The organism is Brachybacterium halotolerans subsp. kimchii (assembly GCF_020792675.1).
GTDB lineage: Bacteria > Actinomycetota > Actinomycetes > Actinomycetales > Dermabacteraceae > Brachybacterium > Brachybacterium halotolerans.
The window spans coordinates 3991466-4015515 of sequence record NZ_CP086254.1 but is presented as its reverse complement, the minus strand read 5'-3'; the positions used below and the strand labels follow the sequence as shown (position 1 = coordinate 4015515).

The 24050-nt window shown below is 71.4% G+C and carries 17 protein-coding genes and 1 other RNA gene; 5 read left to right on the top strand and 13 right to left on the bottom strand.

From position 1 onward, the window contains the following. Positions 1-81: 81 nt before the first annotated feature. The 3 genes from Bra3105_RS18005 to hrpA form a co-directional block, all read right to left on the bottom strand. Positions 82-1533 (bottom strand): NAD-dependent malic enzyme, encoded by a 1452-nt coding sequence (locus tag Bra3105_RS18005; RefSeq protein WP_228358030.1) that lies wholly within the window; start codon positions 1531-1533, stop codon positions 82-84. A 130-nt stretch (positions 1534-1663) separates the two neighbouring features. After that, a complete protein-coding gene (locus tag Bra3105_RS18000) occupies positions 1664-2248 on the bottom strand; it encodes a hypothetical protein (RefSeq protein WP_200503123.1) in 585 nt (194 codons plus the stop codon). Positions 2249-2580: 332 nt separating this feature from the next. Further along, positions 2581-6486, bottom strand: a complete 3906-nt coding sequence (gene hrpA / locus Bra3105_RS17995) for an ATP-dependent RNA helicase HrpA (RefSeq protein WP_228358029.1) — start codon at positions 6484-6486, stop codon at positions 2581-2583. A 190-nt stretch (positions 6487-6676) separates the two neighbouring features. Between hrpA and tdh the strand changes: the two genes are divergently transcribed. The 3 genes from tdh to Bra3105_RS17980 all read left to right on the top strand — a co-directional run bounded on the left by tdh (position 6677) and on the right by Bra3105_RS17980 (position 9674). Further along, complete coding sequence (gene tdh / locus Bra3105_RS17990; RefSeq protein WP_228359689.1) at positions 6677-7741, top strand: L-threonine 3-dehydrogenase; 1065 nt, start codon at positions 6677-6679, stop codon at positions 7739-7741. A 191-nt stretch (positions 7742-7932) separates the two neighbouring features. After that, complete coding sequence (locus tag Bra3105_RS17985) at positions 7933-9150, top strand: glycine C-acetyltransferase (RefSeq protein ID WP_228358028.1); 1218 nt, start codon at positions 7933-7935, stop codon at positions 9148-9150. Between the two features lie 5 nt (positions 9151-9155). Continuing rightward, the gene (locus tag Bra3105_RS17980) at positions 9156-9674 is read left to right on the top strand and encodes a hypothetical protein (protein WP_228358027.1); all 519 of its coding nucleotides are present in this window, start codon (positions 9156-9158) and stop codon (positions 9672-9674) included. 21 nt (positions 9675-9695) lie between these two features. Here Bra3105_RS17980 and Bra3105_RS17975 read toward each other — a convergent pair whose 3' ends face one another. The 3 genes from Bra3105_RS17975 to Bra3105_RS17965 all read right to left on the bottom strand — a co-directional run bounded on the left by Bra3105_RS17975 (position 9696) and on the right by Bra3105_RS17965 (position 13885). Beyond that, a complete protein-coding gene (locus Bra3105_RS17975; RefSeq protein ID WP_228358026.1) occupies positions 9696-10703 on the bottom strand; it encodes a phosphotransferase in 1008 nt (335 codons plus the stop codon). Between the two features lie 63 nt (positions 10704-10766). Continuing rightward, entirely contained in the window at positions 10767-12176 is a 1410-nt protein-coding gene (locus Bra3105_RS17970) for an MFS transporter (protein ID WP_228358025.1), read from the bottom strand. 224 nt (positions 12177-12400) lie between these two features. After that, positions 12401-13885, bottom strand: a complete 1485-nt coding sequence (locus tag Bra3105_RS17965; RefSeq protein WP_228358024.1) for a SulP family inorganic anion transporter — start codon at positions 13883-13885, stop codon at positions 12401-12403. 130 nt (positions 13886-14015) lie between these two features. On the opposite strand from Bra3105_RS17965, the gene Bra3105_RS17960 reads away from it, so the two are divergent. Further along, entirely contained in the window at positions 14016-16103 is a 2088-nt protein-coding gene (locus Bra3105_RS17960; protein WP_228358023.1) for a glycoside hydrolase family 3 protein, read from the top strand. 332 nt (positions 16104-16435) lie between these two features. Here the strand turns inward: Bra3105_RS17960 and ssrA are convergent. Continuing rightward, positions 16436-16806: a transfer-messenger RNA gene (ssrA, locus tag Bra3105_RS17955) on the bottom strand. A 188-nt stretch (positions 16807-16994) separates the two neighbouring features. Between ssrA and Bra3105_RS17950 the strand changes: the two genes are divergently transcribed. Then, on the top strand, positions 16995-17564 hold the full coding sequence (locus Bra3105_RS17950; protein ID WP_228358022.1) for a hypothetical protein: 570 nt from the start codon (positions 16995-16997) through the stop codon (positions 17562-17564). A 52-nt stretch (positions 17565-17616) separates the two neighbouring features. Here the strand turns inward: Bra3105_RS17950 and smpB are convergent, their stop codons facing one another. The 6 genes from smpB to Bra3105_RS17920 form a co-directional block, all read right to left on the bottom strand. Beyond that, positions 17617-18123, bottom strand: a complete 507-nt coding sequence (smpB, locus tag Bra3105_RS17945) for an SsrA-binding protein SmpB (protein WP_228358021.1) — start codon at positions 18121-18123, stop codon at positions 17617-17619. Positions 18124-18269: 146 nt separating this feature from the next. Continuing rightward, complete coding sequence (locus Bra3105_RS17940) at positions 18270-19607, bottom strand: M23 family metallopeptidase (protein ID WP_200503117.1); 1338 nt, start codon at positions 19605-19607, stop codon at positions 18270-18272. A 2-nt stretch (positions 19608-19609) separates the two neighbouring features. After that, the gene (gene ftsX, locus Bra3105_RS17935; RefSeq protein WP_200503116.1) at positions 19610-20527 is read right to left on the bottom strand and encodes a permease-like cell division protein FtsX; all 918 of its coding nucleotides are present in this window, start codon (positions 20525-20527) and stop codon (positions 19610-19612) included. Then, on the bottom strand, positions 20524-21495 hold the full coding sequence (gene ftsE / locus Bra3105_RS17930; RefSeq protein WP_228358020.1) for a cell division ATP-binding protein FtsE: 972 nt from the start codon (positions 21493-21495) through the stop codon (positions 20524-20526). The genes ftsX and ftsE overlap by 4 nt, the downstream gene beginning before the upstream one ends. A 131-nt stretch (positions 21496-21626) precedes the next feature. After that, positions 21627-22751: a peptide chain release factor 2 gene (gene prfB, locus Bra3105_RS17925; RefSeq protein WP_228358019.1), complete on the bottom strand. Its 1125-nt coding sequence runs from the start codon at positions 22749-22751 to the stop codon at positions 21627-21629. A 76-nt stretch (positions 22752-22827) separates the two neighbouring features. Continuing rightward, entirely contained in the window at positions 22828-23982 is a 1155-nt protein-coding gene (locus tag Bra3105_RS17920; RefSeq protein WP_228358018.1) for a glycerate kinase, read from the bottom strand. Between the last annotated feature and the right edge of the window lie 68 nt (positions 23983-24050).

Genomic DNA, 24050 nt, shown 5'->3' with positions numbered 1-24050 from the left:
CGGTGAACTTGGTGCTTTCACGGGGCGGAGGGACCGTGCGGGCCGCGCGCCCGGGAGGGTGGAAGGCCGCGGGTCCTCGACTCAGAGGTGGATCTCCTCGGCGTAGACCGCGGGGATCGCCCCGGTGATCGTGTCCACGGTGCCGGCCTCCTCACGGGCGACGTGCTCCACGGCGGCGGCGACCGCCTTGGTGACGCCCTCGTTGAAGACGCTCGGCACGATGTAGGTGGGGTTCAGCTCCTCGGAGGAGACCACGTCGGCCAGGGCCTTCGAGGCCGCGAGCAGCATCCGGTCCGAGACGTTCGTGGCGCGTGCATCGAGCAGGCCGCGGAACACCCCGGGGAAGGCCAGGACGTTGTTGATCTGGTTGGCGAAGTCGCTGCGGCCGGTCGCGACGACCTCCGCGTGCTTCGCGGCCTCGGCCGGGTCGATCTCCGGGGTCGGGTTCGCCATCGCGAAGACGATCGAGCGGTCCGCCATGCGGGAGACGTCGTCGGCGGTGAGGATGTTCCCGGCGCTCACGCCGATGAACACGTCGGCCCCGGTGATGGCGTCGCTGAGCGTGCCGGTGAGCTGGCGCGGGTTGGTGACCTCGGCGATCCAGGGCAGGCGGCCCTCGAGGTTCTCCCGGCCCTCGTGGACGATGCCGTCGATGTCGGTGACGACCACGTCTCGGGCGCCCGCGGCGCGCAGCAGGCGCAGGATCGCAGTGCCCGCGGCGCCCGCTCCGGAGAGCACAATGCGCACGTCGGCGATGCTCTTGCCGACCACGCGGAGGGCGTTGCGCAGCGCGGCGACCACGACGATCGCCGTGCCGTGCTGGTCGTCGTGGAAGACGGGGATGTCGAGCTCCTGGCGCAGGCGGTCCTCGATCTCGAAGCAGCGCGGGGCCGAGATGTCCTCGAGGTTGATGCCGGCGAAGACCGGGGCGATCGCCTCCACGTGGGAGACGATGTCCTCCACGGAGTGCGCGTCCAGGCAGATCGGGAACGCGTCGATGTCCGCGAAGCGCTTGAAGAGGGCGGCCTTCCCCTCCATGACGGGCATCGCGGCGAGCGGACCCAGGTCACCCAGACCCAGGATCGCGGAGCCGTCGGAGACGACGGCGACGGTGTTGCGCTTGATGGTGAGGCTGCGGGCGTCCTCGGGGTGCTCGGCGATCGCCTTCACGACGCGCGCGACGCCCGGGGTGTAGACCATCGAGAGGTCGTCGCGGTGGCGGATCGGGACCTTCGACTCGACGGTGAGCTTGCCGCCCAGGTGCGCGAGGAACGTGCGGTCCGAGACCTTGCCGAGCTCGACCCCCTCGAGGTCCTTGAGGGCCTCGACCACCTCCATGGCGTGGTCGTTGTCCGCGGTGAGGACGGTGAGGTCCGCGCGCATCCGCTCGGGCCCGGAGGCGGAGACATCGAGCGCGGTGACCAGGGCGCGGTGCGCCTCGATGGTCCCGGTGATGTCGCTGACCGCCGCGGAGTGGGCGGCGAACTCGAGACGGATCGTGATGGAGTAGCTGACTGATGGCGCCGGTGACATGCGGCTCATCGTAACGTCGCGGGCCGCCGCCGCGGGACGCCTCGGCGCGGCGCGCCCGGGACGGTTCCCCGCCGTGTCCGTCCGCCCGTACGGAGGCGGCTCAGCCACCGGGCGACGGGCGGTCGACGGCTCAGTCCGTGAAGGACTTCACCTCGTCGGAGTAGCGCTCCCACAGGGTCTCCGCGGCGCTCGCCTGCTCGGCGTAGCGGTCGGGGTAGGCGGACTGCTGGACGGCCTGGGCGGCCTCGCCGAGGTCCCAGTCGTCGTAGTCGGGGGCGACGTCGAGGAGACCCGGGGCGCTCGAGTGGTCGCCGAGGCCGAGGAACGCGTCGATCGCCTTCTTCTTGTGGCGCACCTCGGACTCGGTGCCCCATCCCGCCGAGGGACGCTGCTGGAAGAGACCGCCGGAGTCGAGGTCGACGGCCGGCTGGTAGTTGTACAGCCACGCCTCGACGATCGCGGTCGCGAGCACGATCTGGGTGCCGTGGGCGCTGATGTCATGGCCCTTGCAGACGGCGATGATGAAGCGCGCGTTCTCGACCTGCCAGTCGTCCATCGCGTCCAGCGCGAAGCCCTCGCGCGTCTCGGCGCGCGTCATGAACGACTCGGTCCAGTCGTCGGAGTCGGCGTCGGCGGCCATGGCCGGGGCGGCCGTGGCGAGGGCGGTCAGTCCGATGGTCCCGGCGAGGAGCAGGCGGCGGCGGGAGAGGGTCATGCGAGGCACCTTCGAGGTCTGTGGTTCCGGGATCCGGAAGGACGCCGATGACGCTAGCGAGCGCACGAAGCGCTGTGAACAGGGCATCTGTCCGGTTCGCCCGAGTCCGACCACGGTTCTTTGCGCGGGCATGAACTCCTTGACCCAGCGCCCGCAGAGCCTCCGTGACCTCATCGTGACCGGTCGAGCGGGCGTTCAGACGCCGCCCAGCGCCCTCCGGGATCCTCCGCAGTGCGCTCACCACGGCGAACGCAAAAGTTGCGTATGCGATCGACGGAGGTGGCTACGAGCACACGGATCAGGGGGCGTGTGTCACGTCCCGCGATGCCGGCTCAGGCCGAGAGCGTCGCGATCGCCGTGCGGAGGCGCTTGTCGGAGACGGTCTCGCGGGTGCCCAGGGTCTGGGCGAACAGGCTCACCCGGTACTCCTCCAGCAGCCACGGGATGCGCGTCGCGTCCTCCTGGGCGGCCCGCGAGCGGGAGAGCGTCGCGCGCACGCGCTCCCACAGCTGCTCGACGTCGTGGACCTGCCAGGCGAGCTTCGCGTCGCGCGGAGGGTTCTCCTCGAGCTTCTCCAGCCGGATCCCGTCGGCGCGGAGGTAGCGCACCAGGTCGCCCAGGTGCTCGACCCCCGTGCGGGAGACGAAGCGCTCCCCCACCAGGCCCGCGGCGTGCTCGCGGATCTCGGTGAGCTGCTGGAGGATCGTCAGCGAGGAGACGCGGCCGAGCGACTTCGCGAGCTTCGCGTGGGCGGCGAGGGCCGCGGCGGCGTCGCGCACGGCCTGCGCCGCGACCCGGTCGTGGTCCGAGCGCACCCGCGCGAGCGCCGCGTCGAACTGCTCGCGCGTGCGCACGGAGCCCGCGTCGCCCACCAGATGAGCGGTCGCGGCCGCGGATGCGTCGGCCAGGAGGGCGGCGCTCGAGGGGTACGGGGACTGCGCGACGGCGAGCTTCGTGGGGTTCGGCAGCGCGTTCAGCACGGAGGCGAGGTCCGGGTGCAGCTCGCGGTCCACGAGCGCGATCACGCCCTCGGGGTGCGCGTTCGCCTGCTCCTCGGCGGTCGCGAGCACCTTCAGGTCCACACGCTCGAGCTGCCCGTCGGCCCCGCGCACGGCGACCAGCGCCGGGTACCCGGTCACCTCGAGTCCGCCGACGCGGCTGCGGTGCACCGCGGGGACGCCCGCCTCGGGGAAGGCTGGAAGGTCGCGTCGGGCGAGGTCCTCGCCCTGCGTGGTGACCGAGGCGTCCATGCGCGTCTTCAGGCGCTTCTGGAGCGCTCCGAGGTCGTCGCCCGCGCCGATCTCCCGGCCCTTCGCGTCGACCACCCGGAAGTGCATGCGCAGGTGGGCGGGGATGCGGTCGAGGGCGAACTCGGGGCCGTACAGCTCGAGGTCCTGCGGGACGCCGGGGAGGGCGACGAGCTCGTCGGCCGCCGCCTCGACGAACGCCTCGCCGGCGTCCGGGTCGTCGTCGTGGAGGGTCGCCGCGACCGCCTTCGCGCGCTCGGGGGCGGGGACCAGGTGGCGGCGCAGGGGCTTGGGCAGGGAGCGGATGAGCTCGGTGACGAGCTCCTCGCGCATCCCCGGGACCAGCCAGTCGAAGCCGCGCGGGGTGACGCGGTTGAGCACCGCGAGGGGGATCGTCGCGGTGACGCCGTCGCTGCCGCGCGCGCCCACGTCCCCGAAGGAGTAGCTGAGCGGCAGCGTGAGGTCCCCCTGCGCCCAGGTGTCGGGGAAATCGGCCTGGATCGCGGCGGTGACGGACTCGTCGGCCGCGAGGAGGTCGTCCTCGGTGAGCGTGAGCAGGTCGGGGGTGATGTGCCGCTGCTTCTTCCACCAGGCGTCGAAGTGGCGGCCGGAGACGACGTCGGCGGGGATGCGCGCGTCGTAGAAGGCGAAGACCTGCTCGTCGCCGATGAGGAGGTCGCGCCGACGGGTCTTCGCCTCGAGCTCCTCGAGCCTCTCGATGAGCGCCCGGTTGTCGCGGAAGAAGTGGTGGCGGGTCCGCCAGTCCCCCTCGACGAGGGCATTCTGCAGGAAGATGTCCCGGGCGAGCTCGGGGTCCACCCGGCCGAAGGGCACCACGTGGTCGGCGACGATGGGCACCCCGTAGAGAGTGACCTTCTCGTGCGCCATCGCGGAGGCCTGCTTGGAGGACCAGTAGGGCTCGGAGTGGGAGCGGCGCACCACGTGCGCGCCGATCTCCTCGGCCCAGGCGGCGTCGATCCTCGCGGCGGTGCGCCCCCAGAGCCGGGACGTCTCGACGAGCTCCGCGACCATGACGAGCTCGGGGCGCTTCCTGGCGAGGGCGGATCCGGGCCAGAGCGCGAACCGCGCGCCCCGGGCGCCGGAGTACTCGCGGCTGCGGTCGTCGTAGAGGCCGACGTGGGAGAGCAGCCCCGCGAGCAGCGCCTGGTGGATGCGCGCGGGATCGGCCTCGCTCTTGTTGAGGTGGAGATCGGCGTCCTTCGCCATGTCCTTCAGCTGCGAGTGCAGATCCCACCATTCGCGGATGCGCAGGTAGTGGAGGTACTCGCCGCGGACCTCGCGGCGGAAGGCGCTGCCGGAGAGCTCCTTGCGCCGCTCCTGGAGGTGGTTCCAGAGGTTCAGCAGGCCCAGGAAGTCGCTGGTCTCGTCCTCGAAGCGCCTGTGCTTCTCCTTGGCCTGCTGCTCGAAGCCGAGCGGACGCTCGCGCGGATCCTGGATCGAGAGTCCCGCGACGATCACGAGGACCTCGCGCAGCGCGCCGAGGCGGTCGGCCTCGATGAGCATGCGCGCCATCCGGGGGTCCAGCGGGAAGCGCGCGAGCAGTCGGCCGATGTCCGTCAGGCGCCGTCCGCCCGGCGCCTTCGGGTCGGTCTCGATGGCGCGCAGCTCCTCGAGCAGGCGCACGCCGTCGGTCACGGCGCGCGTGGCCGGGGGCTCCACGAACGGGAAGGACTCCACGTCCCCGAGCCCGAGGGAGGTCATCAGCAGGACGACGGAGGCGAGGTTGGTGCGCAGGATCTCGGGCTCGGTGAACTCCGGGCGGGTCTCGAAGTCCTCGCGGGAGAAGAGACGGATCGCGATGCCGGGATGGGTGCGGCCCGACCGGCCCGACCGCTGGTTCGCGCTGGCCTGGGAGATCGGCTCGATCGGAAGGCGCTGCACCTTGGTGCGCTGGGAGTAGCGGGAGATGCGGGCGAGGCCCGAGTCGATCACGTAGGTGATGCCGGGGACAGTGAGCGAGGTCTCGGCGACATTGGTCGACAGGATGATCCGGCGGTGCGTGCCCGCGGGGCGCGGCGAGAAGATCCGCTGCTGGTCGCTCGCCGAGAGCCGGCCGAACAGCGGCAGCACCTCGGTGGGCAGACGGCCCCGGCCTCCCGAGCCCAGGTGCTGCTCGAGGCTGTCGCGGATCTCGCGGATCTCGCGCTCGCCGGGCAGGAACACGAGCATGTCGCCGGGGCCCTCGGCGGCGAGCTCGTCGACCGCGTCGATGATCGCCTCGTCGAGGTCGCGCTCGATGGAGTGGATGTCCTCGAGCTCGTCGGCCTCCGAGGCCTCCTCGGCGGCGACCTCCGCGTCGATCACGAGCGGCCGGTAGCGGACCTCGACGGGATAGGTGCGCCCGGAGACCTCGAGGACGGGCGCCGGGTGCATCGCGCCGTCGGCCCCGCTGGTGGCGAAGTGCTGGGCGAAGCGCTCGGGGTCGATGGTCGCCGAGGTGATGACGACCTTGAGGTCGGGGCGCTGCGGGAGGATCTGTCGGAGGTAGCCGAGGATGACGTCGATGTTCAGCGAGCGCTCGTGGGCCTCGTCGATGATGATCGCGTCGTAGCGCCGCAGCAGGCGGTCCGAACCGAGCTCGGCCAGCAGGATGCCGTCGGTCATCAGCTTCAGCCGGGCGCCGCGGGCGACCTCCTTGGTGAAGCGCACCTGGTAGCCGACGGTCCCCTCGCCGAGCTTCTCCCCCAGCTCGGAGGCGATGCGGCTCGCGACGCTGCGCGCGGCGAGCCGTCGCGGCTGCGTGTGGCCGATGACCTTGCCGTTCCCGCCGAAGCCGAGCTCGAGGAGCATCTTGGGGATCTGCGTGGTCTTGCCGGATCCGGTCTCGCCGGCGATGACGACGACCTGGTTCTCGCGCAGCGCGGTGAGGATCTCCTCGCGCTGCTGGGAGACGGGCAGCTCGCCCGGGTAGGTGATCGCGAGCTGCGGTGCCTCGGGGTGGGTCTCGGTGGTGCTCGGGCGCGCGCTCATGATGGGACATGCTAGGCGTTCGGAGGCGTCGGGGTCGCCCCGATTCCCGGTGCCCGCCCGCGGGGCCGGGCCCTGCCGTCGCCCCTCGGCATCCGTGCGCGTTCTCGCGCTGAACGCGCACACCTGCGCAGGGGCGGATAAGGTGACGGGCGACGGCTCTCGAGGAGGAGACACGGGGATGACAGAGACGATGCGCGCCCTGCGCAAGACGGCGCCGGGACCGGGGCTCGAGCTCACCGAGGTGCCCGTCCCCGCGATCGGCCCCTGGGACGTGCGCATCAGGGTGCTGCGGGCAGGGCTCTGCGGCACCGACCTGCATCTTCTCGCCTGGGACTCCTCCGCCGAGGCCATGTGCGACACGGTCCCCTTCACCCCGGGGCACGAGTTCTACGGGGAGGTCGTCGAGATCGGCTCCGAGGTCCCCGACGTGCGCGTGGGCGACCGCGTCTCCGGCGAGGGCCACGTGGTGTGCGGGGTCTGCCGCAACTGCCGCGCGGGCCGGCGCCAGATGTGCATCCGCACACGCAGCGTCGGCGTGCAACGCGACGGCGCCTTCGCCGAGCAGGTCGTGATCCCCCACCAGAACGTCTGGGTGCACGAGCACGAGGGCCGCGAGGACGTGATCAGCCCCGAGCTCGGCGCCGTGTTCGATCCCTTCGGGAACGCCGTGCACACGGCGTTGAAGTTCCCGCTGGTCGGCGAGGACGTGCTGATCACCGGAGCCGGCCCCATCGGCCTGATGGCCGCCGCCGTCGCCCGCCACGCGGGTGCCCGCTTCGTCGCGATCACGGACGTGCACGAGCACCGGCTGGAGATGGCCCGCGCCGCGGGGGTCGACCTCGCCGTCAACGTCGGCGAGCGAAGGATCACGGACGTGCAGCGCGAGCTCGGCATGAAGGAGGGCTTCGACGTGGGTCTGGAGATCTCCGGGCAGCCCAGCGCCCTGCAGGAGATGATCACCAACATGAACCACGGCGGGAGGATCGCCCTGCTGGGCCTCCCCGCACGGCACTTCGAGCTGGACTGGACCACGGTGATCACCCACATGCTCACCCTGCAGGGCATCTACGGACGCGAGATGTTCGAGACCTGGAACGCGATGAGCGCGATGATCTCCACGAGCCCCGTGCTGCGCGAGCGGATCCGCGCGACCGTCACCGACGTGCTGCCCGCGACCGCATGGGAGCGCGCCTTCGAGATCGCTCGCTCGGGCAGCGGCGGCAAGGTCGTGCTGGACTGGACCGTGTTCGACTGACCCGCGCCGCGGCGCGGTCGTGGCGACCGTTCCGACCCCGCCGCCCGCTCGCGCTCCCGCTCCCGCTCCACAGCCATGATCGGCCAGGAGACGTGCCGGATCAGCGGGATCCTGGCACAGAATCTGACCGAACCGCCCGACCCGCGGGACACCACCGCACCGATCATCACCCGCCTGAGGAGGCACCCCTGATGTATGCCGACGTGAAGGACCAGCTCGCCGCCGAGCTCGAGGAGATCCGCGAGGCGGGCACCTTCAAGAACGAGCGCACGATCTCGACCCCGCAGTCCGCGCACATCGAGGCCGCGGCCTTCGGCGACGCCCCCGCGGAGGTCCTGAACTTCTGCGCGAACAACTACCTGGGCCTCGCGGACGACCCCCGCCTCATCGAGGCCGCGAAGACGGCTCTGGACGAGCGCGGCTTCGGCATGGCCTCGGTGCGCTTCATCTGCGGCACCGGCGACCTGCACCTCGAGCTCGAGCGCAAGGTCAGCGAGTTCCTGGGGACCGAGGCGACGATCCTGTTCTCCTCGTGCTTCGACGCCAACGGCGGCGTCTTCGAGTCGCTGCTGGGTCGGGGCGACGCGATCATCTCCGACGAGCTCAACCACGCCTCGCTCATCGACGGCATCCGCCTGTCCAAGGCCTCCCGCTACCGCTACCGCAACGCCGACATGGACGATCTGCGCGCCCAGCTCGAGGCGACCCGGACGCAGAACGACGGCGCCCCGGCCCGCCGCACGATCATCGTCACCGACGGCGTGTTCTCGATGGACGGCTACCTCGCGCCGCTCGATCGGATCTGCGATCTGGCCGACGAGTATGGGGCGCTCGTGCTGGTGGACGACTCCCACGCGGTCGGCTTCATGGGCGCCACGGGCGCCGGCACCCCCGAGCACTTCGGGGTCGGCGACCGCGTCGACATCTATACGGGCACCTTCGGCAAGGCCCTCGGCGGCGCGAGCGGCGGCTACGTCTCCGGGCGCGCCGAGATCGTGGACCTGCTGCGCCAGCGGGCCCGGCCCTACCTGTTCTCCAACTCCCTGGCCCCCTCGATCGTGGCCGCGACGCTCACCGCCCTCGACCTCGTCGAGGGCAGCGCCGACCTGCGCGAGAAGCTGTTCGAGAACGCGTCCCTGTTCCGTCGGCGCATGAGCGAGGAGGGCTTCGAGCTGCTGGACGGCGAGCACGCGATCGTCCCCGTGATGTTCGGCGATGCCCGCCGCGCGGCGAAGATCGCCGACGCCATGCTCGCCCAGGGCGTCTACGTGACCGCCTTCTCCTACCCCGTGGTGCCCAAGGACCGTGCGCGCATCCGCGTGCAGCTCTCGGCCGCCCACTCCCCCGAGGACATCGAGACCTGCGTCCAGGCCTTCGTCACCGCGCGCGGCGCCAGCGAGGTGTGCTGAGCGCGGTGGAGATACGGGAGGACCGGCCGTCGGTCAGCGTCGCCACGATCGCGCGCGGTGACGCCGGGCCTCGCGCGGTCGGGGTCGTCCTGCTGGTCATCATGCTGGGCTGCGCCGCGCTCGTGCTGTGGCCCGTCCGCTCGGCGACCACGGCCGACATCCTCGTCGCCGCTGCGTGTGCCCTGGGTGGGATCCTCCTGGCGGGCATGCTCTGGAGGCTCCGCCTCCGGGCGACGGTCGACCAGGGCGGTCTGCGCCTGCAGGGCGGGATCCTCTTCGGGCGCGCACGACGGATCCCCCGCTCCGCGATCCGCGCCGCCCGCTCCGGGTACCACCTCGCGGGCATGGGTTTCGGCTGGGGTCGACGGCATGAGGGACCGAGGGACATCGCCCTGCGGGCCGGCGGTCCGATGGTGACGATCCTGCTGGAGGACGGCCGCCGCCTCGCGTTCTCGACTCCTGAGCCCGAGGCATTGGTGCGGGCGCTCAGCGCGCCCTCCGACGACGTCGACCGCGACCGCTGACCTCCGGCTCACCGCGCACGCTCATCGACCGCTTCTGCGCGCCGGGGAATGCGCGGACATCCCGTCGATCATCCGACGGGCGCTGGCCTCGAGGGCGGCGTGCGTCGTCTCCTCGGCATGCGCCGGGTGGGAGAGGATCGCTGCGGCATATCGCGCGGCCCACGCCCGAGCGCGCAGCACGAGCGCGTCCCGGGTGCGTGCATCCGCCTCCCGCGCCCAGTCGGCGCGGCTCAGATAGATCCCGAGCGCGCCGCCGCTCGGGTCCAGGTGGAACAGGGCCCCGAGGTCGCTCGCGGGGTCGCCCGCACAGGTGTCGCCCCAGTCGATGAGACCGAGACGAGTCGTGTCCTCGCGCGGGGATCCCGGCGCGGGCACCACCAGGTTCCCCGGGTGCGGGTCGCCGTGCAGCAGCAGGTCGGGCCCGTCCCAGACGTCCGCGCCCAGTCCCTGCTCCCACGCGCGGCGCACCCTCTCCCCCGTCGGCCGGTCCAGGAGCGGCAGCTCCGCGAGGACGGCCGCGCCGCGGCGGACGAGGGGCACGCCGCGCACGCGCCCTCGGGGATGCCCGTCCGGTGCCGGGCGATGGAGCGCGGCGAGAGCGATCGCGAGCTGCTCGGCGAGGTCGGGCGCGGCCCCCGGCGTGCTCCGCACGAGCTCTGCGACCACGTGCCCCTCGATCCAGGTGAGCAGGGCCGCGGGCCCGCCCGGCGCGTCGGTCGGGATCTGCCCGAGCAGGCGGGGACGAGAGAAGGGCAGCGACGGCGGCAGCGACGCCCCGTCGCCCAGCAGCGCGATCTCGTGCGGGAGGATCTCGCGGGCGAGCTGCCGCTCGGGCACCCGCAGCACCACGCGTGTGCCGTCTTCGAGCGCGCCGACGTGCCACTGGGTGTTGTCCCAGCCGCGGCCGATCCGGGACGGGCGCGGCGCGCGCGTGATCTGCTCACGGGAGACGCCCTCCTCGTACCGGATCCGGTCGAGGAGGGCGCTCACCTGCGCGGGGGTCGTCGGCCCGCTGTCGGGATGGTCCACCGGGCCAGGGTAGGCCGAACGCACTGCCCGGCCCGTCGGCCCGTCGGCCCGAAGCCGCAGCCGTCAGACGCCGACCGGCTGCTCGCTCTCCCCGTCCCCTGCGGCCCGGGCGGCGAGCGCCTCGGCCTCGCGGCGCTCGCGTTCGGCCTGGCGGGCCGCGTCACGCGGGTAGCAGAGGTAGAAGCCGCACCAGATCACGGCGTTGATCAGGTAGGGGACGACGCAGAACCACAGGAAGGTGACCTGGAGGTCGCCGAAGGCGTCGGCGATCACGCCGATGTTGATCGAGAGCACTGCGGTGATGCCGCCCTGCACGAAGGAGAACAGGAAGGCGAAGGCCGAGGCGCCGAGCTTCTTCGGCACGACCGTGGAGACGATCGGGAGCACGCAGCCGGAGAAGCCGATCGAGAACACGAGGCCCATCACGAACGTCGAGGCGTAGATGAATGCGCGGCTGCTCGTGTCGATCTGGGTGGCGACGAAGATGGTGCCGGCGAAGCAGACCAGGTAGGCCTGCATGAGGATGATGCGGCCCTTGTAGCCGAAGCGCTTGGTGGCCAGGTCGCCGAGCATGCCGCCGAGGAAGGCGGAGAACATCGAACCGAGCGAGAACACGGCCATCACCAGGGCCGCCTCGGGCACACCCAGGCCGCGCACGTCCACGAGGAACTGGCTGTAGAAGCTCAGCAGGATGAGCGAGGTGATGAACGGCAGCATGATCACGATCATCCAGATCGTGGGGATGCGGAACAGCTGGCCGATGTCGCGGAAGCGGAAGGTGCCGGACTCGGGGTCGTCGGTGACGCTCACGGACTTCACGGCGGGCTTGGGCACCCACATCATGATCATGACGCCGGAGAGGATGGAGATCGCGCCCATGGTCCACAGGGCGTAGCGCCAGCCCTCGGGGTCGTTGCCGAACAGGCCGATGGCGGGGCCGATCACGATGCCCACGCCGCCGCCGATGCCGCGCACGAGACCGTAGGCCTTGCCGCGCTCGGACTGCTTGAAGAGGTCGGGCAGCATGCCGTTGAGCACCGGCTCGGAGGCGACGGTGCCGATCGCGGCGATCGCGAAGAGCACCACGAGCGCGCTGAAGTTCGGGGCGAAGCCGCAGGCCACGGTCCAGATGCCCCAGACGCCCGTGACCAGGACGAGGATGCGCTTGCGGCCGAAGCGGTCCGCGGCGATGGCCCACACGGGGCCGAAGATCATGCGCGCGAACATGGGGATCGCCGAGAGGATCCCCAGCTGGGTGTAGCCGAGGCCGAAGGCGGCGGCGATGAGCGGGAAGAAGGTCTTGGTCAGGCCGGACTCGGAGTTGTCCACGGCGCTCGAGAAGCCGAGCGCCGCGACGGCGCGTCCGCGCTTGGGCGGCTTCGGCGCCTCGGAGCTGGGCGGCGCGAGGTTCGGCAGTCCGGACCCGTAGTACGCGTATCCCGCGTGCTCGGTGGTGTCGTTGAGATGAGACATCGACGTCTCCTAGGGCTGGGCCGCGGCGGTGCGGCACGGTCGTGCGGACGGCAGGGCGCCGTCCTGAGGGATCCGGCCGCGCCGTGATCGCCCCGGTGGGGGCTCCGCGTCGTGCCGTGGCCAGAATGTCTCCCGGCGCGGCCCGACCCTGTGACCTGTTGCACGAAGTTGCCGGTGAGAGCCCTGTCCGTCGGCCCGGGGGCCCGAGCCCACCGGCCCGACGGTCAGCCCAGTCGCCCTGTGAGCCGCTCGACGAAGTGCGCCGAGACCCGGTCGAGGCCCGTGAACTCGACCGTGCGCTGGCGCCGGTGGTACTGCTCGCGGACCCCGTCGAGGGCGGCGACGCTCGAGGCGTCCCAGACGGTCGCGCCGCTGAGGTCGACGACCACGTGGGCCGGCCCCTCCTCGTAGTCGAACTGCTCGACGAGGTCGTTGCTGGAGGCGAAGAACAGCTGCCCGCGCACCCGGTACAGCCCGGGGTCCGCGAGGTCGCGCGCCACCTCGGTCATGTGGGCGACGCGGCGGGTGAAGGCGATCGCGGCGGTGACCACGCCCGCGATCACCCCGACGGCGAGGTTGCGGGTGATGACGGTCCCCAGCACGGTGACCAGCAGCACGAGGGTCTCGCTGCGCGGCATGATCGCGAGGGTGCGCAGGGAGTGCCAGTCGAAGGTGGTGGCCGCGACCACGAGCATCACGGCGACCAGCGCCGCCATCGGGATGCGGCCGACGGTGTCGCCGAGGGCGACCGACAGCACGATGAGGAAGGCCCCGGCGAGGAAGGACGAGAGGCGGGTGCGCGCCCCGGCCTGCTTCACGTTGACGATGGTCTGGCCGATCATCGCGCAGCCGCCCATGCCGCCGAAGATGCCGGTGACCACGTTCGCGACCCCCTGCCCGAGGGCCTCACGGGTGCGGGAGGTGCGCACCTGCGTGATGTCGTCGACGAGGTTCGCCGTGAGCAGGGATTCCATGAGGCCGACGAGCGCCATGGCGATCGCATACGGGGCGATGACCTGCAGGGTGTGCAGCGTGAGCGGCACGTGCGGGATCCCCGGCACGGGCAGGCTGTGGGGCAGCGCGCCCTCGTCGCCGACGGTCGGCACGTCGACCCCGAGGCTGACGACGGCGAGGGTGATCAGCAGGATCGACACCAGCGGCGCGGGGATCCGACGGGTCAGGCGTGGGAAGAGCACCACGATCCCGACGCCCACGGCGACCAGCGGGTAGACGAGCCAGGGCACCCCGATCAGCTGCGGCAGCTGCGCGGAGAAGATGAGGATCGCGAGCGCGTCGACGAACCCGACCATGACCGAGCGCGGGATGAACCGCATCAGCCGGGCGACCCCGAGCGCGCCGAGCAGCACCTGCAGCATGCCGCCGAGGATCACGGTGGCCAGCAGGAAGTCGACGCCGTGGTCGCGGGCGACGGGGAAGACGACCAGGGCGATCGAGCCCGCCGCGCCGGAGACCATGGCCGGTCGGCCGCCGAGCACCGCCGTCACGCAGGCCATCGTGAATGCGGCGTAGAGGCCCATGCGCGGGTCGAGGCCCGCGACGATCGCGAAGCTCAGGGACTCGGGGATGAGGGCGAAGGCCGTGACCAGCCCGCCGAGGATCTCGACGGTCAGCAGACGGGGATCGCGCAGGGCATCGAGCACCGTCGGGGCGCGGTGGGAGGGGGCCGACGAGGGCCGGGGCGAGGGCATGGGCAGAAGTATCCCGCAGCGGCGCCAGCAGCAACGCACGGCAAGGCGTCGTGGACCGCGCACCGCACAGGTAGCGTCGCGAGCATGGCCCCCGCGGCGCGTCGGCGCCGCCCGTCACGAAGGAGTGCACGTGTCCGATCCCTCCCCGCAGCAGGTCACCCTGGGCTCTCGCGTGAAGCAGATCATCGAGGTCGACTCTCTGCGCTTCCGCGATCTCGACGGCGACGGCGAGCTCTCGCCCTTCGAGGACTGGCGCCTGCCCGCCGCCGAGCGCGCGGCCGACCTGGTGGCGCGCATGAGCCCCGAGGAGAAGATCGGCCTCATGGTCATCAACTCCCGCTCGATGGGCATCTCCCAGCAGGATCCGGAGCTGACCAGCCACGACGGCGCACTCGACGAGCAGTACCACCCGATCAAGCTGGACCCGCACAACTCGGCCGGGGACCCCTACGAGGGCACCACCGAGCAGATCACGCAGATGCACATGCGCCACTTCATCATGCGCGAGACCCCCACCGGATCGCGCATCGCGACCTGGATCAACGCCATGCAGGAGGTCGCCGAGACCACCCGCTTCGGCATCCCCGTGATCGTCGCCGCGAACTCGAAGAACGAGGCCGGCGGCTTCCGGATGGGCGCCACCCCCGAGGACCAGGACTTCACCCAGTGGCCCGGCACGCTGGGCCTCGGCGCTACCCGCGACCCGGAGCTCGTGCGGCGCTTCGCCGAGCTCTCGCGGCAGGAGTGGGCCGCGAGCGGTCTGCGCAAGGGCTACATGTACATGGCCGACACCGTCACCGATCCCCGGTGGTTCCGCTCCTACGGCACCTTCGGCGAGGACCCTGCGTTCAACGCCGCGGCGATCGACGCGGTGGTGCGCGGCTTCCAGGGCGAGGACGGCCTCGGCGCCGACGGGGTCGCCCTGACCACCAAGCACTTCCCCGGCGGCGGCGCCCGCGAGAACGGCTTCGACCCGCACTACGCGGAGGGCCGCTTCAACGTGTACCCGACCCCGGGCTCCCTCGAGGTCTATCACCTGCCGCCCTTCCAGGCGGCGATCGACGCCGGCACCTCGAGCGTCATGCCGTACTACGCGATCCCGTCGAAGGAGAAGTCCGCGACCCCGCAGGGCCGGCTGACGGAGTTCGAGCAGGTCGGATTCGCCTTCAACACCGAGGTGCTCGCGCTGCTGCGCGCGATGGGCCACTCGGGCTACATCAACTCCGACTCGGGGATCCTGAACAAGATGGCCTGGGGGGTCCAGGACCTGTCCGTCCCCGAGCGCGCGGGCGCCGCGATCTCGGCGGGCACCGACATGATCGCCGACACCAACGACGTCCGCTCGATCCGGGAGGCCTTCGTCAAGGGGCTCTTCCCGGCCGAGCGGCTCGACGAGGCGGCCCGGCTGCTGCTCGTGGAGCTGTTCGCCCTGGGGCTGTTCGAGAACCCGTACGTCGACCCCGAGCGGGCCGACGAGGTCGTCGCGAACCCGCAGGCCCAGGAGGCGGCCCTCGAGGCGCACCGCCGCTCGGTGGTGCTGCTGAAGAACCCCGCCGACCGCTCCCCGGGACCCGGCGAGGCGGGGACGGCCACGGAGGAGGGGCGCCGCGTCCTCCCGATGCGCCCCGACGCGCTCACCGGCCGGCGCGTGTACGTCGAGATGTTCGAGGACGGCATCACCGTGAAGCGCCTGGACGCCCTGCGCGCATGCATCGCGCGCGAGCACTCCGAGGTCACCTTCACGACCGACTTCCATGAGGCGGACGTCGCGATCGTGCTGGCCCGCCCGTTCACGGGGGACTACTTCCGCTCGACCGGGCTGCTGGACCTGGCGATCGACGAGCACTCCGGCGTGGACCTCGCGAAGATCCGGGACATCCGCGGGAGCGTGGGCACCCTGGTGGTGGGTCTGAACGCGGTGATGGCCTGGCTGCCCGGGACCCTCGAGACCCTCGCGGACGCGTTCGTGTGCGGCTTCGACACCCGGCCCGAGACGCTCGTCGACGCGATCCTGGGCGAGTTCTCCCCCACCGGGCGCCTGCCGCTGACCTTCCCGATCTCCGACGAGGCGATCGCGGTCGACGAGAACGGGATCTGCGCCTCCCCCAACGACGTCCCCGGCTTCGCCAAGGAGCAGCACATGGACGGCCGCCCGTACGTGTACGTCGACTCCGAGGGCGGGCGCTGGGTGAGCGGCTTCGGCCTCGAGTACGCCTGATCGGCGGGGCGCCGCAGTCGGTGACCGGGCGTCCTTGCGGGATGCCGTGCGGGCCTGCTGCCGGGATGTCTGCCGGACCGGCTTCCGGGATGCCTGCCGGACCGGCTTCCGGGCCGGCCCCCGCATCCGTGTCCACTCCTGGCCGCGGACATTCCGGGGGGTCCTGTCGTCGACGGGCCGATGGTGAGGAGCCGTGGCGATATCGCCACGGCTCCTCACCATCGGCCCGTCCCTGACGGCACCCCACGACACACGGCCCACCCCACGACACGCGGCGCACGCAAAAAAGGCCCCCTCTCCTGCACGTCGATGCAGGTGAGGGGGCCTTCTGAGGGTGGAGACGGCGGGAATCGAACCCGCGTCCGATAGTGCTGAGCGAGGGCTTCTCCGGGCGCAGTCCGTGTTGGCGTTTTCTCAGTCCCGACGATCCCACGGACACGTCGTCGACGGACTCAGTCACTCTGAGGTGTTCACCCGACCTCGATGACGAAGGCCGGAAGCAGTGGCTCCTTTGATGATGGAACGATCCGGGTCAGGAGCACCCCCGGGGTTCCAGACTGCTAACGCTGATCAGGCAGCGAGAGCGAAGTCAGTGCGCTTGGGTTCGGCACTTATTGGTTTCCCAGGAGCGTTGACGAGATGACCTGGGATCCTCGGCCCGCTTCCCCTCACTGGACAACTACCGTCGAAACCGATCGTCCCCGAGTGTGGGTCGCGTGAAGACGGCGACCTCGGTCGCCGAGCACTTTGCCGCTGTTCACGTATCAATCCACAGGCGCGGCGTGCCGCGCTGTCCCTCCAGTGTAGCCAGGTGTCCGCGAGGTGGCCAGCGCTTATCGCTCAGCCCACGGTGAACGCCGCGGCGCCCTCTCCCGGCCGTACGGTGAAGCGGTGAGCAGCTTCGAGTTCGAGGGCATGACCTTCACGATCGACCCGATGACGCTGCGCGAGAGCGTGGACGACCCTGGAGCGCTCGCGCGCTGGTGCGCGGGGAACCCGCGGGACCCCCGCGCCGTCGGCCACCTGCGGATCCTCGGCCGACTCGAGGAGGCCGAGGCCCTGGGTCGCGTCCTGCTCGCCGACAGCCCCGCGCATCCCGTCGCCCGTGCCGCCCTGCGCACCCGGCTGGCCCAGGTGCTGCAGTGGCAGGGCCGCTTCGAGACGGCCGACGAGGAGTTCTCGCGCGCCGCGGAGGAGACGGGACTCTCGGACGATCCGACGGCTCCGAGCTCGATCCTCGCGCTCGCCGCGGTGCTCCAGCACCGCGCGAAGAACCGCTTCGAGCACGCCCTGGTCGCGGAGGCCGGGGAGCGTCCGCGGCTCTCGGCGCGCCTCATGGACGCCGCCCGGGAGGACGCACGACGGGCGCTCGCGATCCGCGAGGGTCTGCGCGCGAGCGAGGACCAGGTCCTCAGCAGCCGCGAGACTGTCGCGCGCTTGGAGCGCGACGGCGCGGGCTGAGCGGGAGCTGAGCGGGCGCGCGGCTCAGACCAGACGGCTCAGACCAGGCGGCTCAGACCAGTTCGCGGCGGCGCATGGCGCGCTGGGCCTCGCGCAGGTCCTGCTTCTCGCGCAGGGTCTGGCGCTTGTCCCAGTCCTTCTTGCCGCGCGCCAGGGCGATGACGACCTTGGCGTGAGAACCCAGGAAGTACATCTCGAGCGGCACGAGCGTGAAGCCCTTCTCGCGGGTCTTGCCGGCGAGCTTGTCGATCTCGGCGCGGTGGAGCAGGAGCTTGCGCTTGCGACGGGCGGCGTGGTTCGTCCAGGTGCCCTTGACGTAGGGGGCGATGTGCACGCCCTCCATCCACATCTGCCCGCCCTCGATGAAGCAAAAGCCGTCGACGAGCGAGGCGCCGCGGTCGCGCAGTGACTTCACCTCGGTGCCGGTGAGCACGATGCCCGCCTCGAGGGTGTCGTCGATGTGGTAGTCGTGGCGGGCCTTCTTGTTCGACGCGATGAGGGTCTTCTTGGGTCCGTCGGCCTGCTGCTGCTTCTTCTTCGCCGGCTTGGTGGCGGCCATGTCGCCCCTCCTCACGTCTCGCGGCTCCCGGGGCTGCGCCCCGCCTGTGCGGTACGACAGCCTATCGGCCCCGCCTGCGAGCGGGCCATGGGTTTTCGCTCGGGGCGCAGACCCGGGGCGCGGCGAGAGGGCAGGGAGGGAGCAGGTCAGCCGATGTAGTTCACGGGGTTCACGGCGGTGCCGTCCTCGTGGATCTCGAAGTGCAGGTGGCAGCCCGTCGAGGAGCCGGTGGTGCCGACGTAGGCGATCGTCTGCCCCTGCTTCACGTGCTGTCCGGTGGAGACGGCGAAGCGCTCCAGGTGGTGGTAGGAGCTCGTCATCACGTGCCCGCCGGAGGTGCCGTGGCCGACGATGAGCTTGTTGCCCGCGCTCGCGTTCGACGTGGTGGCGAGCACGGTGCCGTCCTTGGTGGCCTTCACGGCCGATCCGCAGGCGGCGGCGAAGTCCATGCCGGCGTGCAGCTTGCGGGTGTGGTAGATCGGGTGCACGCGCCATCCGAAGGGCGAGGAGCGCCGGGCGTTCGAGGGGGCGAGCCAGCCGGATTTCGAGACCGGGGTGGACAGGGCGCCCGAGGACCCGCCGGAGCCCGAGGACTTCTTCGCGGATGCGGCGCGCCGGGCGGCCGCCTCCTTCTCCTTCTCCTCCTTGATGAGGTCGGAGATCTCGGAGTCCAGCGCCGAGCTGCGGTCCTCGAGGTCGGACTGGTCGTCCTTGTACTTCTCCTTCTTCTTCTCGAGCGCGTCGGCCTGCTTCTTCTGCGTCGCGTAGAGGTCGTCGAGGGTGTCCTTGGCGTCCTGCGCCGACGTCTTCGCCTTCTCCTTGCGCGCGACCGCTGCCTCGGACTCCTTCTTGAGGTCGTCGATCTCGGCGCGGACGGCGTCCAGGCGGTCGGCGGCGTTCTCGGTGACCGACTGGTCGGTGCGGAGGTCGTCGAAGCGGGTGCCCTGCGCCTCCAGGGTGAGCTTGAAGTTCATCGAGCGGTCGACGGCGTCCTGCGGGTTCGCGTTGCCCACGTAGACGCTGGTGGGGTCGGGCAGTCCGCCGCCCTTGTAGGCGGACAGCGAGACCTCGTCGAGCTGTTCCCCGGAGGCGTCGACCTCCTTCTTACCGCTGTCGACCTGGCCGCTGAGGTCGGCCTCCTCGGCCTTCGCGTCAGCGAGGCGGTCGCCGATCTCCTCGTCCTCGTCCTCGGCGTCGGACAGCTCCGACTTCGCCTTCTCGAGGGCCTTCTGGGCGTCGGGGATCTTCAGCTCGGTCTTGGCGAGGGCGAGGTAGGTGTCCGCCAGGTCCGAGTTCACGTCGCTGAGCTCGATGCGCAGATCGTCGAGCTGGTCCTCGACGCTCGCCTTCTCCTGCTCCTTCTGCTTGCGGTCCCCGTCGGCGCGCGCGGGAGCCAGCGGGGAGAGCATCATCTGGGTCGCGACGAGCGCGAGTGCCAGCACCAGCAGGGTGAGGATCCGCAGGTTCCGAGCGCGGGACGTCATGGTCACACCTTCAGGTAGCGGTTGAGCGAGACGATCGAGGAGCCGATCGCCAGTATCGCCCCGATCAGCACGAGGATCGGCGCTATCCACAGCAGGTCGGCGCTGCCCACGGTGATCAGCTCCGATCCGAGCGTCGGCGCGAGCCAGCCCTCGACCAGGAAGTGGGTGCCGGTCCACAGCAGGCCTCCCGCGATGAGCGCGCCGAGGATGCCGGCGACCGCCCCCTCGAGCATGAAGGGAGTCCGGATGAAGACGTTCGAGGCGCCCACCAGGCGCATGATCGCGATCTCGCGCCGACGGTTCGCGATGGACATCCGGATCGTGGTGGCCACCAGCAGCACCGCGGCGACCAGCATCAGCACCGCGAGGCCGACCGCGAACACCGTGGTCTGGTTCAGCACGTCGATGAAGGGGGCGTAGGCGCTGAGCAGGTCGGAGACCTCGTCGACGCCGTCACGACCCTGGAAGAACTCCACCACCGCATCGGACTTCGAGGAGTCGTCGAGCGTGATGTGGAAGGAGACGGGCATGTCCTTCGCGGTGAAGTCGGAGGCGAAGCCCTGCCCGGAGAACTGCTCCTGGTAGATCTTCAGGGCCTCGTCCTGGTCGCGCTCGGAGTAGGAGTCGATGTACGGGGCCAGCACGTCCCCGTCCAGCGCCTCGCGCACCGACTGGATCTGCGCGTCGGTCGCGGCTCCCCCGGCGCACGTGGACGCTGTGGAGTGCGGCGAGCACATGAAGATCGTGACCTGCGACTCCTGCACCAGCGTCGCCTTCATGTCGAAGATCTGCTTCTGCATGAGCAGACCCGCGCCGACGAAGCTCAGGGAGACCGCGGTGACGATGACGACCGAGATCACCATGGCGATGTTCCGCCACAGGCCGCTGAGGATCTCGGAGGCGATGTACCGGCCCCTCATCGTGCGCCCTCCTCGCGGTCGGAGGCGTGCGGGAGGTCCTCGGCCAGCGCCTCCTCGGAGAAGGCCTCCTCGGCCTCGTCCAGCAGGTCGCGGGGACGGGCGTCGGGCACCAGCTCCTCCTCGACGACATCGGATCCTGCGGAGCCGGTCGCTGCGGCACCGGACGCTGCGGCGGCGGAGCCCGCGGCGACCGAGCCCTCGCCGGCCGGCTTCGCGCCCCCAGCGTCGCCCTCGGTCGCATCGTCCCCGTCCTCGACGTTCCCGGAGATGACGCTCACGGGGGTCGGGGACTCGTAGGTGCCCTCGGCCTCGTCGCGGACGACGCGCCCGTCGACGAGCTCGACGACGCGGCGGCGCATGCGGTCCACGGCCGCGCGGTCATGGGTGGCCATGAGCACGGTGGTCCCGCGCTCGTTGATCTGCGCGAGCAAGTCGAGGATGCCCTCGGCGGTCGCCGGGTCGAGGTTGCCGGTGGGCTCGTCGGCCAGCAGGATCGAGGGGCGGTTGACGTAGGCGCGGGCGATCGCCACGCGCTGCTGCTCGCCGCCGGAGAGCTCGTGGGGCATGCGCCGGCCCTTGTCCTCGAGGCCCACCATCTCCAGCATCTCGGGGACCAGGCGGCGCACCACGCGGCGGGGCGTGCCGATCACCGCGAGCGCGAACTCGATGTTCTGGTAGGCGTTCTTGGAGGGCAGCAGCCGGAAGTCCTGGAAGACCATGCCGATCTCGCGGCGCAGCGCGGGGACGCGCCACGAGGGGATCCGGGAGAGGTCCTTGCCCGCGACGTGCACGCTGCCGCGCGTGGGGGTGGCCTCCTTGAGCACGAGGCGCATGAGGGAGGACTTGCCGGAGCCCGAGGCCCCGACGAGGAAGGCGAACTCCCCGCGCGCGAACTCGAGGTCGATGTCCTGCAGCGCGGGCGACTGTCCTCGCAGGTACGTCTTGGAGACGTCGTCGAAGCGGATCACGGCGGCCTTGGGGGTTTCGGGGGTGCGTACCCGACCAGGCTAGGGTCGATCAGCGCCGACGCCGCGCGGGCGCGCGCAGGCGCCGGGTCAAACCTTGGTCAAGGCGTCGGGCCGTGGAGGCACGCGGCCTCTCAGCCCTCCGCCGCCTCCGCCTTCTGCTGGCCAACGCGCCAGCGGATGCCGGCCTCGATGAGCTCGTCGATCTCGCCGTCGAACACGGCGGAGGGGTTGCCCTCCTGGTGCTCGGTGCGCAGGTCCTTGACCATCTGGTACGGGTTCAGCACGTAGGAGCGCATCTGGTCGCCCCAGCTGGCCTTGACGTCGCCCGCGAGCTCCTTGCGCTCGGCGGCCTCCTCGGCCTTCTTCAGCAGCAGCAGGCGGGACTGCATGACGCGCAGGGCGGCCGCGCGGTTCTGGATCTGCGACTTCTCGTCCTGCATCGAGACCACGGTGCCCGTGGGGAGGTGGGTCATGCGCACGGCCGAGTCGGTCGTGTTCACGCTCTGACCGCCGGGTCCCGAGGAGCGGAACACGTCGACCTTGAGGTCGTTGTCGGGGATCTCGATGGAGTCGGTCGACTCGATCAGCGGGATCACCTCGACCGCGGCGAAGGAGGTCTGGCGCCGCCCCTGGTTGTCGAAGGGGCTGATGCGCACGAGCCGGTGGGTGCCGCCCTCGACCGAGAGGTTGCCGTAGGCGTAGGGGGCGGAGACCTCGAAGGTCACCGACTTCAGCCCGGCCTCCTCGGCGTAGGAGGTGTCCATGACCTTGGTCGGGTAGCCGTGGCGCTCGGCCCAGCGCAGGTACATGCGCAGGAGCATCTCGGCGAAGTCCGCGGCGTCGACGCCGCCGGCCCCCGCGCGGATCGTGACCACGGCGTTGCGCTCGTCGTACTCGCCGGAAAGCAGGGTGCGCACCTCGAGCTCGTCGAGGGTGCGGCGGATCGAGGTCAGCTCCTTCTCCGCCTCGTCGGCGGTCTCGGCGTCGTCCTCCTCCGCGGCGAGCTCGACCATGACCTCGAGGTCGTCGATGCGGGAGGAGAGGTCGTCGATGCGGCGCAGCTCGCTCTGCGCGTGCGACAGGGCCGCGGAGACCTTCTGCGCGTTCTCGACGTCGTCCCAGAGGTCGGGAGCCGAGGCCTGCTGCTCGAGATCGGCGATCTTCGCCTTGAGGGCGTCGAGGTCCGTCACCTTCTCGATCGACCCCAGGGTCGTGCGCAGGTGCTGGATCTCTTCGGTGAAGTCGATGGTCGCCACGAGAGGCGAGTCTACGGGAGAGCGCCTGCACGCCGGGCGGGGCGTGGGATCGGATGCGTCACCGCGCGCTCGGCCGTCAACCCTCCCCGCCCACGTCCTCGCCGATCTCCCTGCCGACGTCCTCCAGCAGCTGCGCGGTGCGATCCATCGCGTCCTCGACGTCGCGAGCGCGGGAGAGGAGGTCCAGGGCGAGGTCGATGCCGGCTCCCTCGAGCTCGTCCGGCGCGAGGTCGAGGGAGCCCGCGACGGCGATCACCCGGGCACCCGCGTCCGCCGCGCGGCGCGCGACCTCGGCGGGCCCCTTGCCCGAGAGGGTCTGGCGGTCGAGCCGCCCCTCCCCCGTGATGACGACGTCGGCGCGCGCGAGGGCGGCGTCGAAGCCGAGCAGGTCGAGGACCGCGTCGGCCCCGGAGACGAAGTCCGCGCCGAGCGCGTAGAGCGCGAACCCGGTGCCGCCAGCGGCACCGGCGCCGGGGCGCTCGCGCAGGGGCGTCGGGGCCGACGGGCCCGTGCTCGCCTGCTCGACGGCGTCGGCCCAGCGGCCGAGGATCTCGTCGGCCGTCCGGATGTCGGCGTCGGCGAGTCCCTTCTGCGGGCCGAAGACCGCGGCGGCGCCGTCGGGCCCGAGCAGGGGGTTGGTGACGTCGCACGCCGCCTCGAGGTGCACGCCCTCGAGGGCTGCGAGGGCCGGGCCGAGATCCGCGCTCGCGACGCCCGCGAGGCCGTCATGGCCGTCGGGGATCGGAGTGCCGTCGCCGTCGAGGAGCCGGGCTCCGAGGGCTGCGAGCAGACCTGCGCCGCCATCGGTGCTCGCACTGCCGCCGAGTCCGATGACCAGGTGCGCGGCACCCGCGTCGCGGGCGGCGAGGATCAGCTCGCCCAGTCCGCGGGTGCTCGCACGGGCATGGTCGAGGAGCGTGCGGCCGGCGGCGTCGCCGGGCAGACGGCGCAGGCCGGAGGTCTCGGCGAGCTCGAGGACCGCCTCGGTGCCGCTCTGGGCCCAGCGCGCGGTGATCGGCTCTCCCGTCGGCCCGGCGATCCGGGCCTCGTGGGCGGTGAACCCGGCGACGAGCGCGGCCTCCACGGTGCCGTCGCCGCCGTCGGCGATCGGGAGCAGATCGGTGCGCGCATCGGGGCTGGTCGCGGCGATGCCGCGGGAGAGGGCGGCCGCGACCTCTGCGGCGCTCAGGGAGCCCTTGAACTTGTCGGGGGCGATGAGGACGGTCGGCATGCGATCTGGCTCCTTGTGGTCGGCGGCGCGGGATCCGCCGTGGTGTCTGCTCGGGTGCTTCCCGCGGG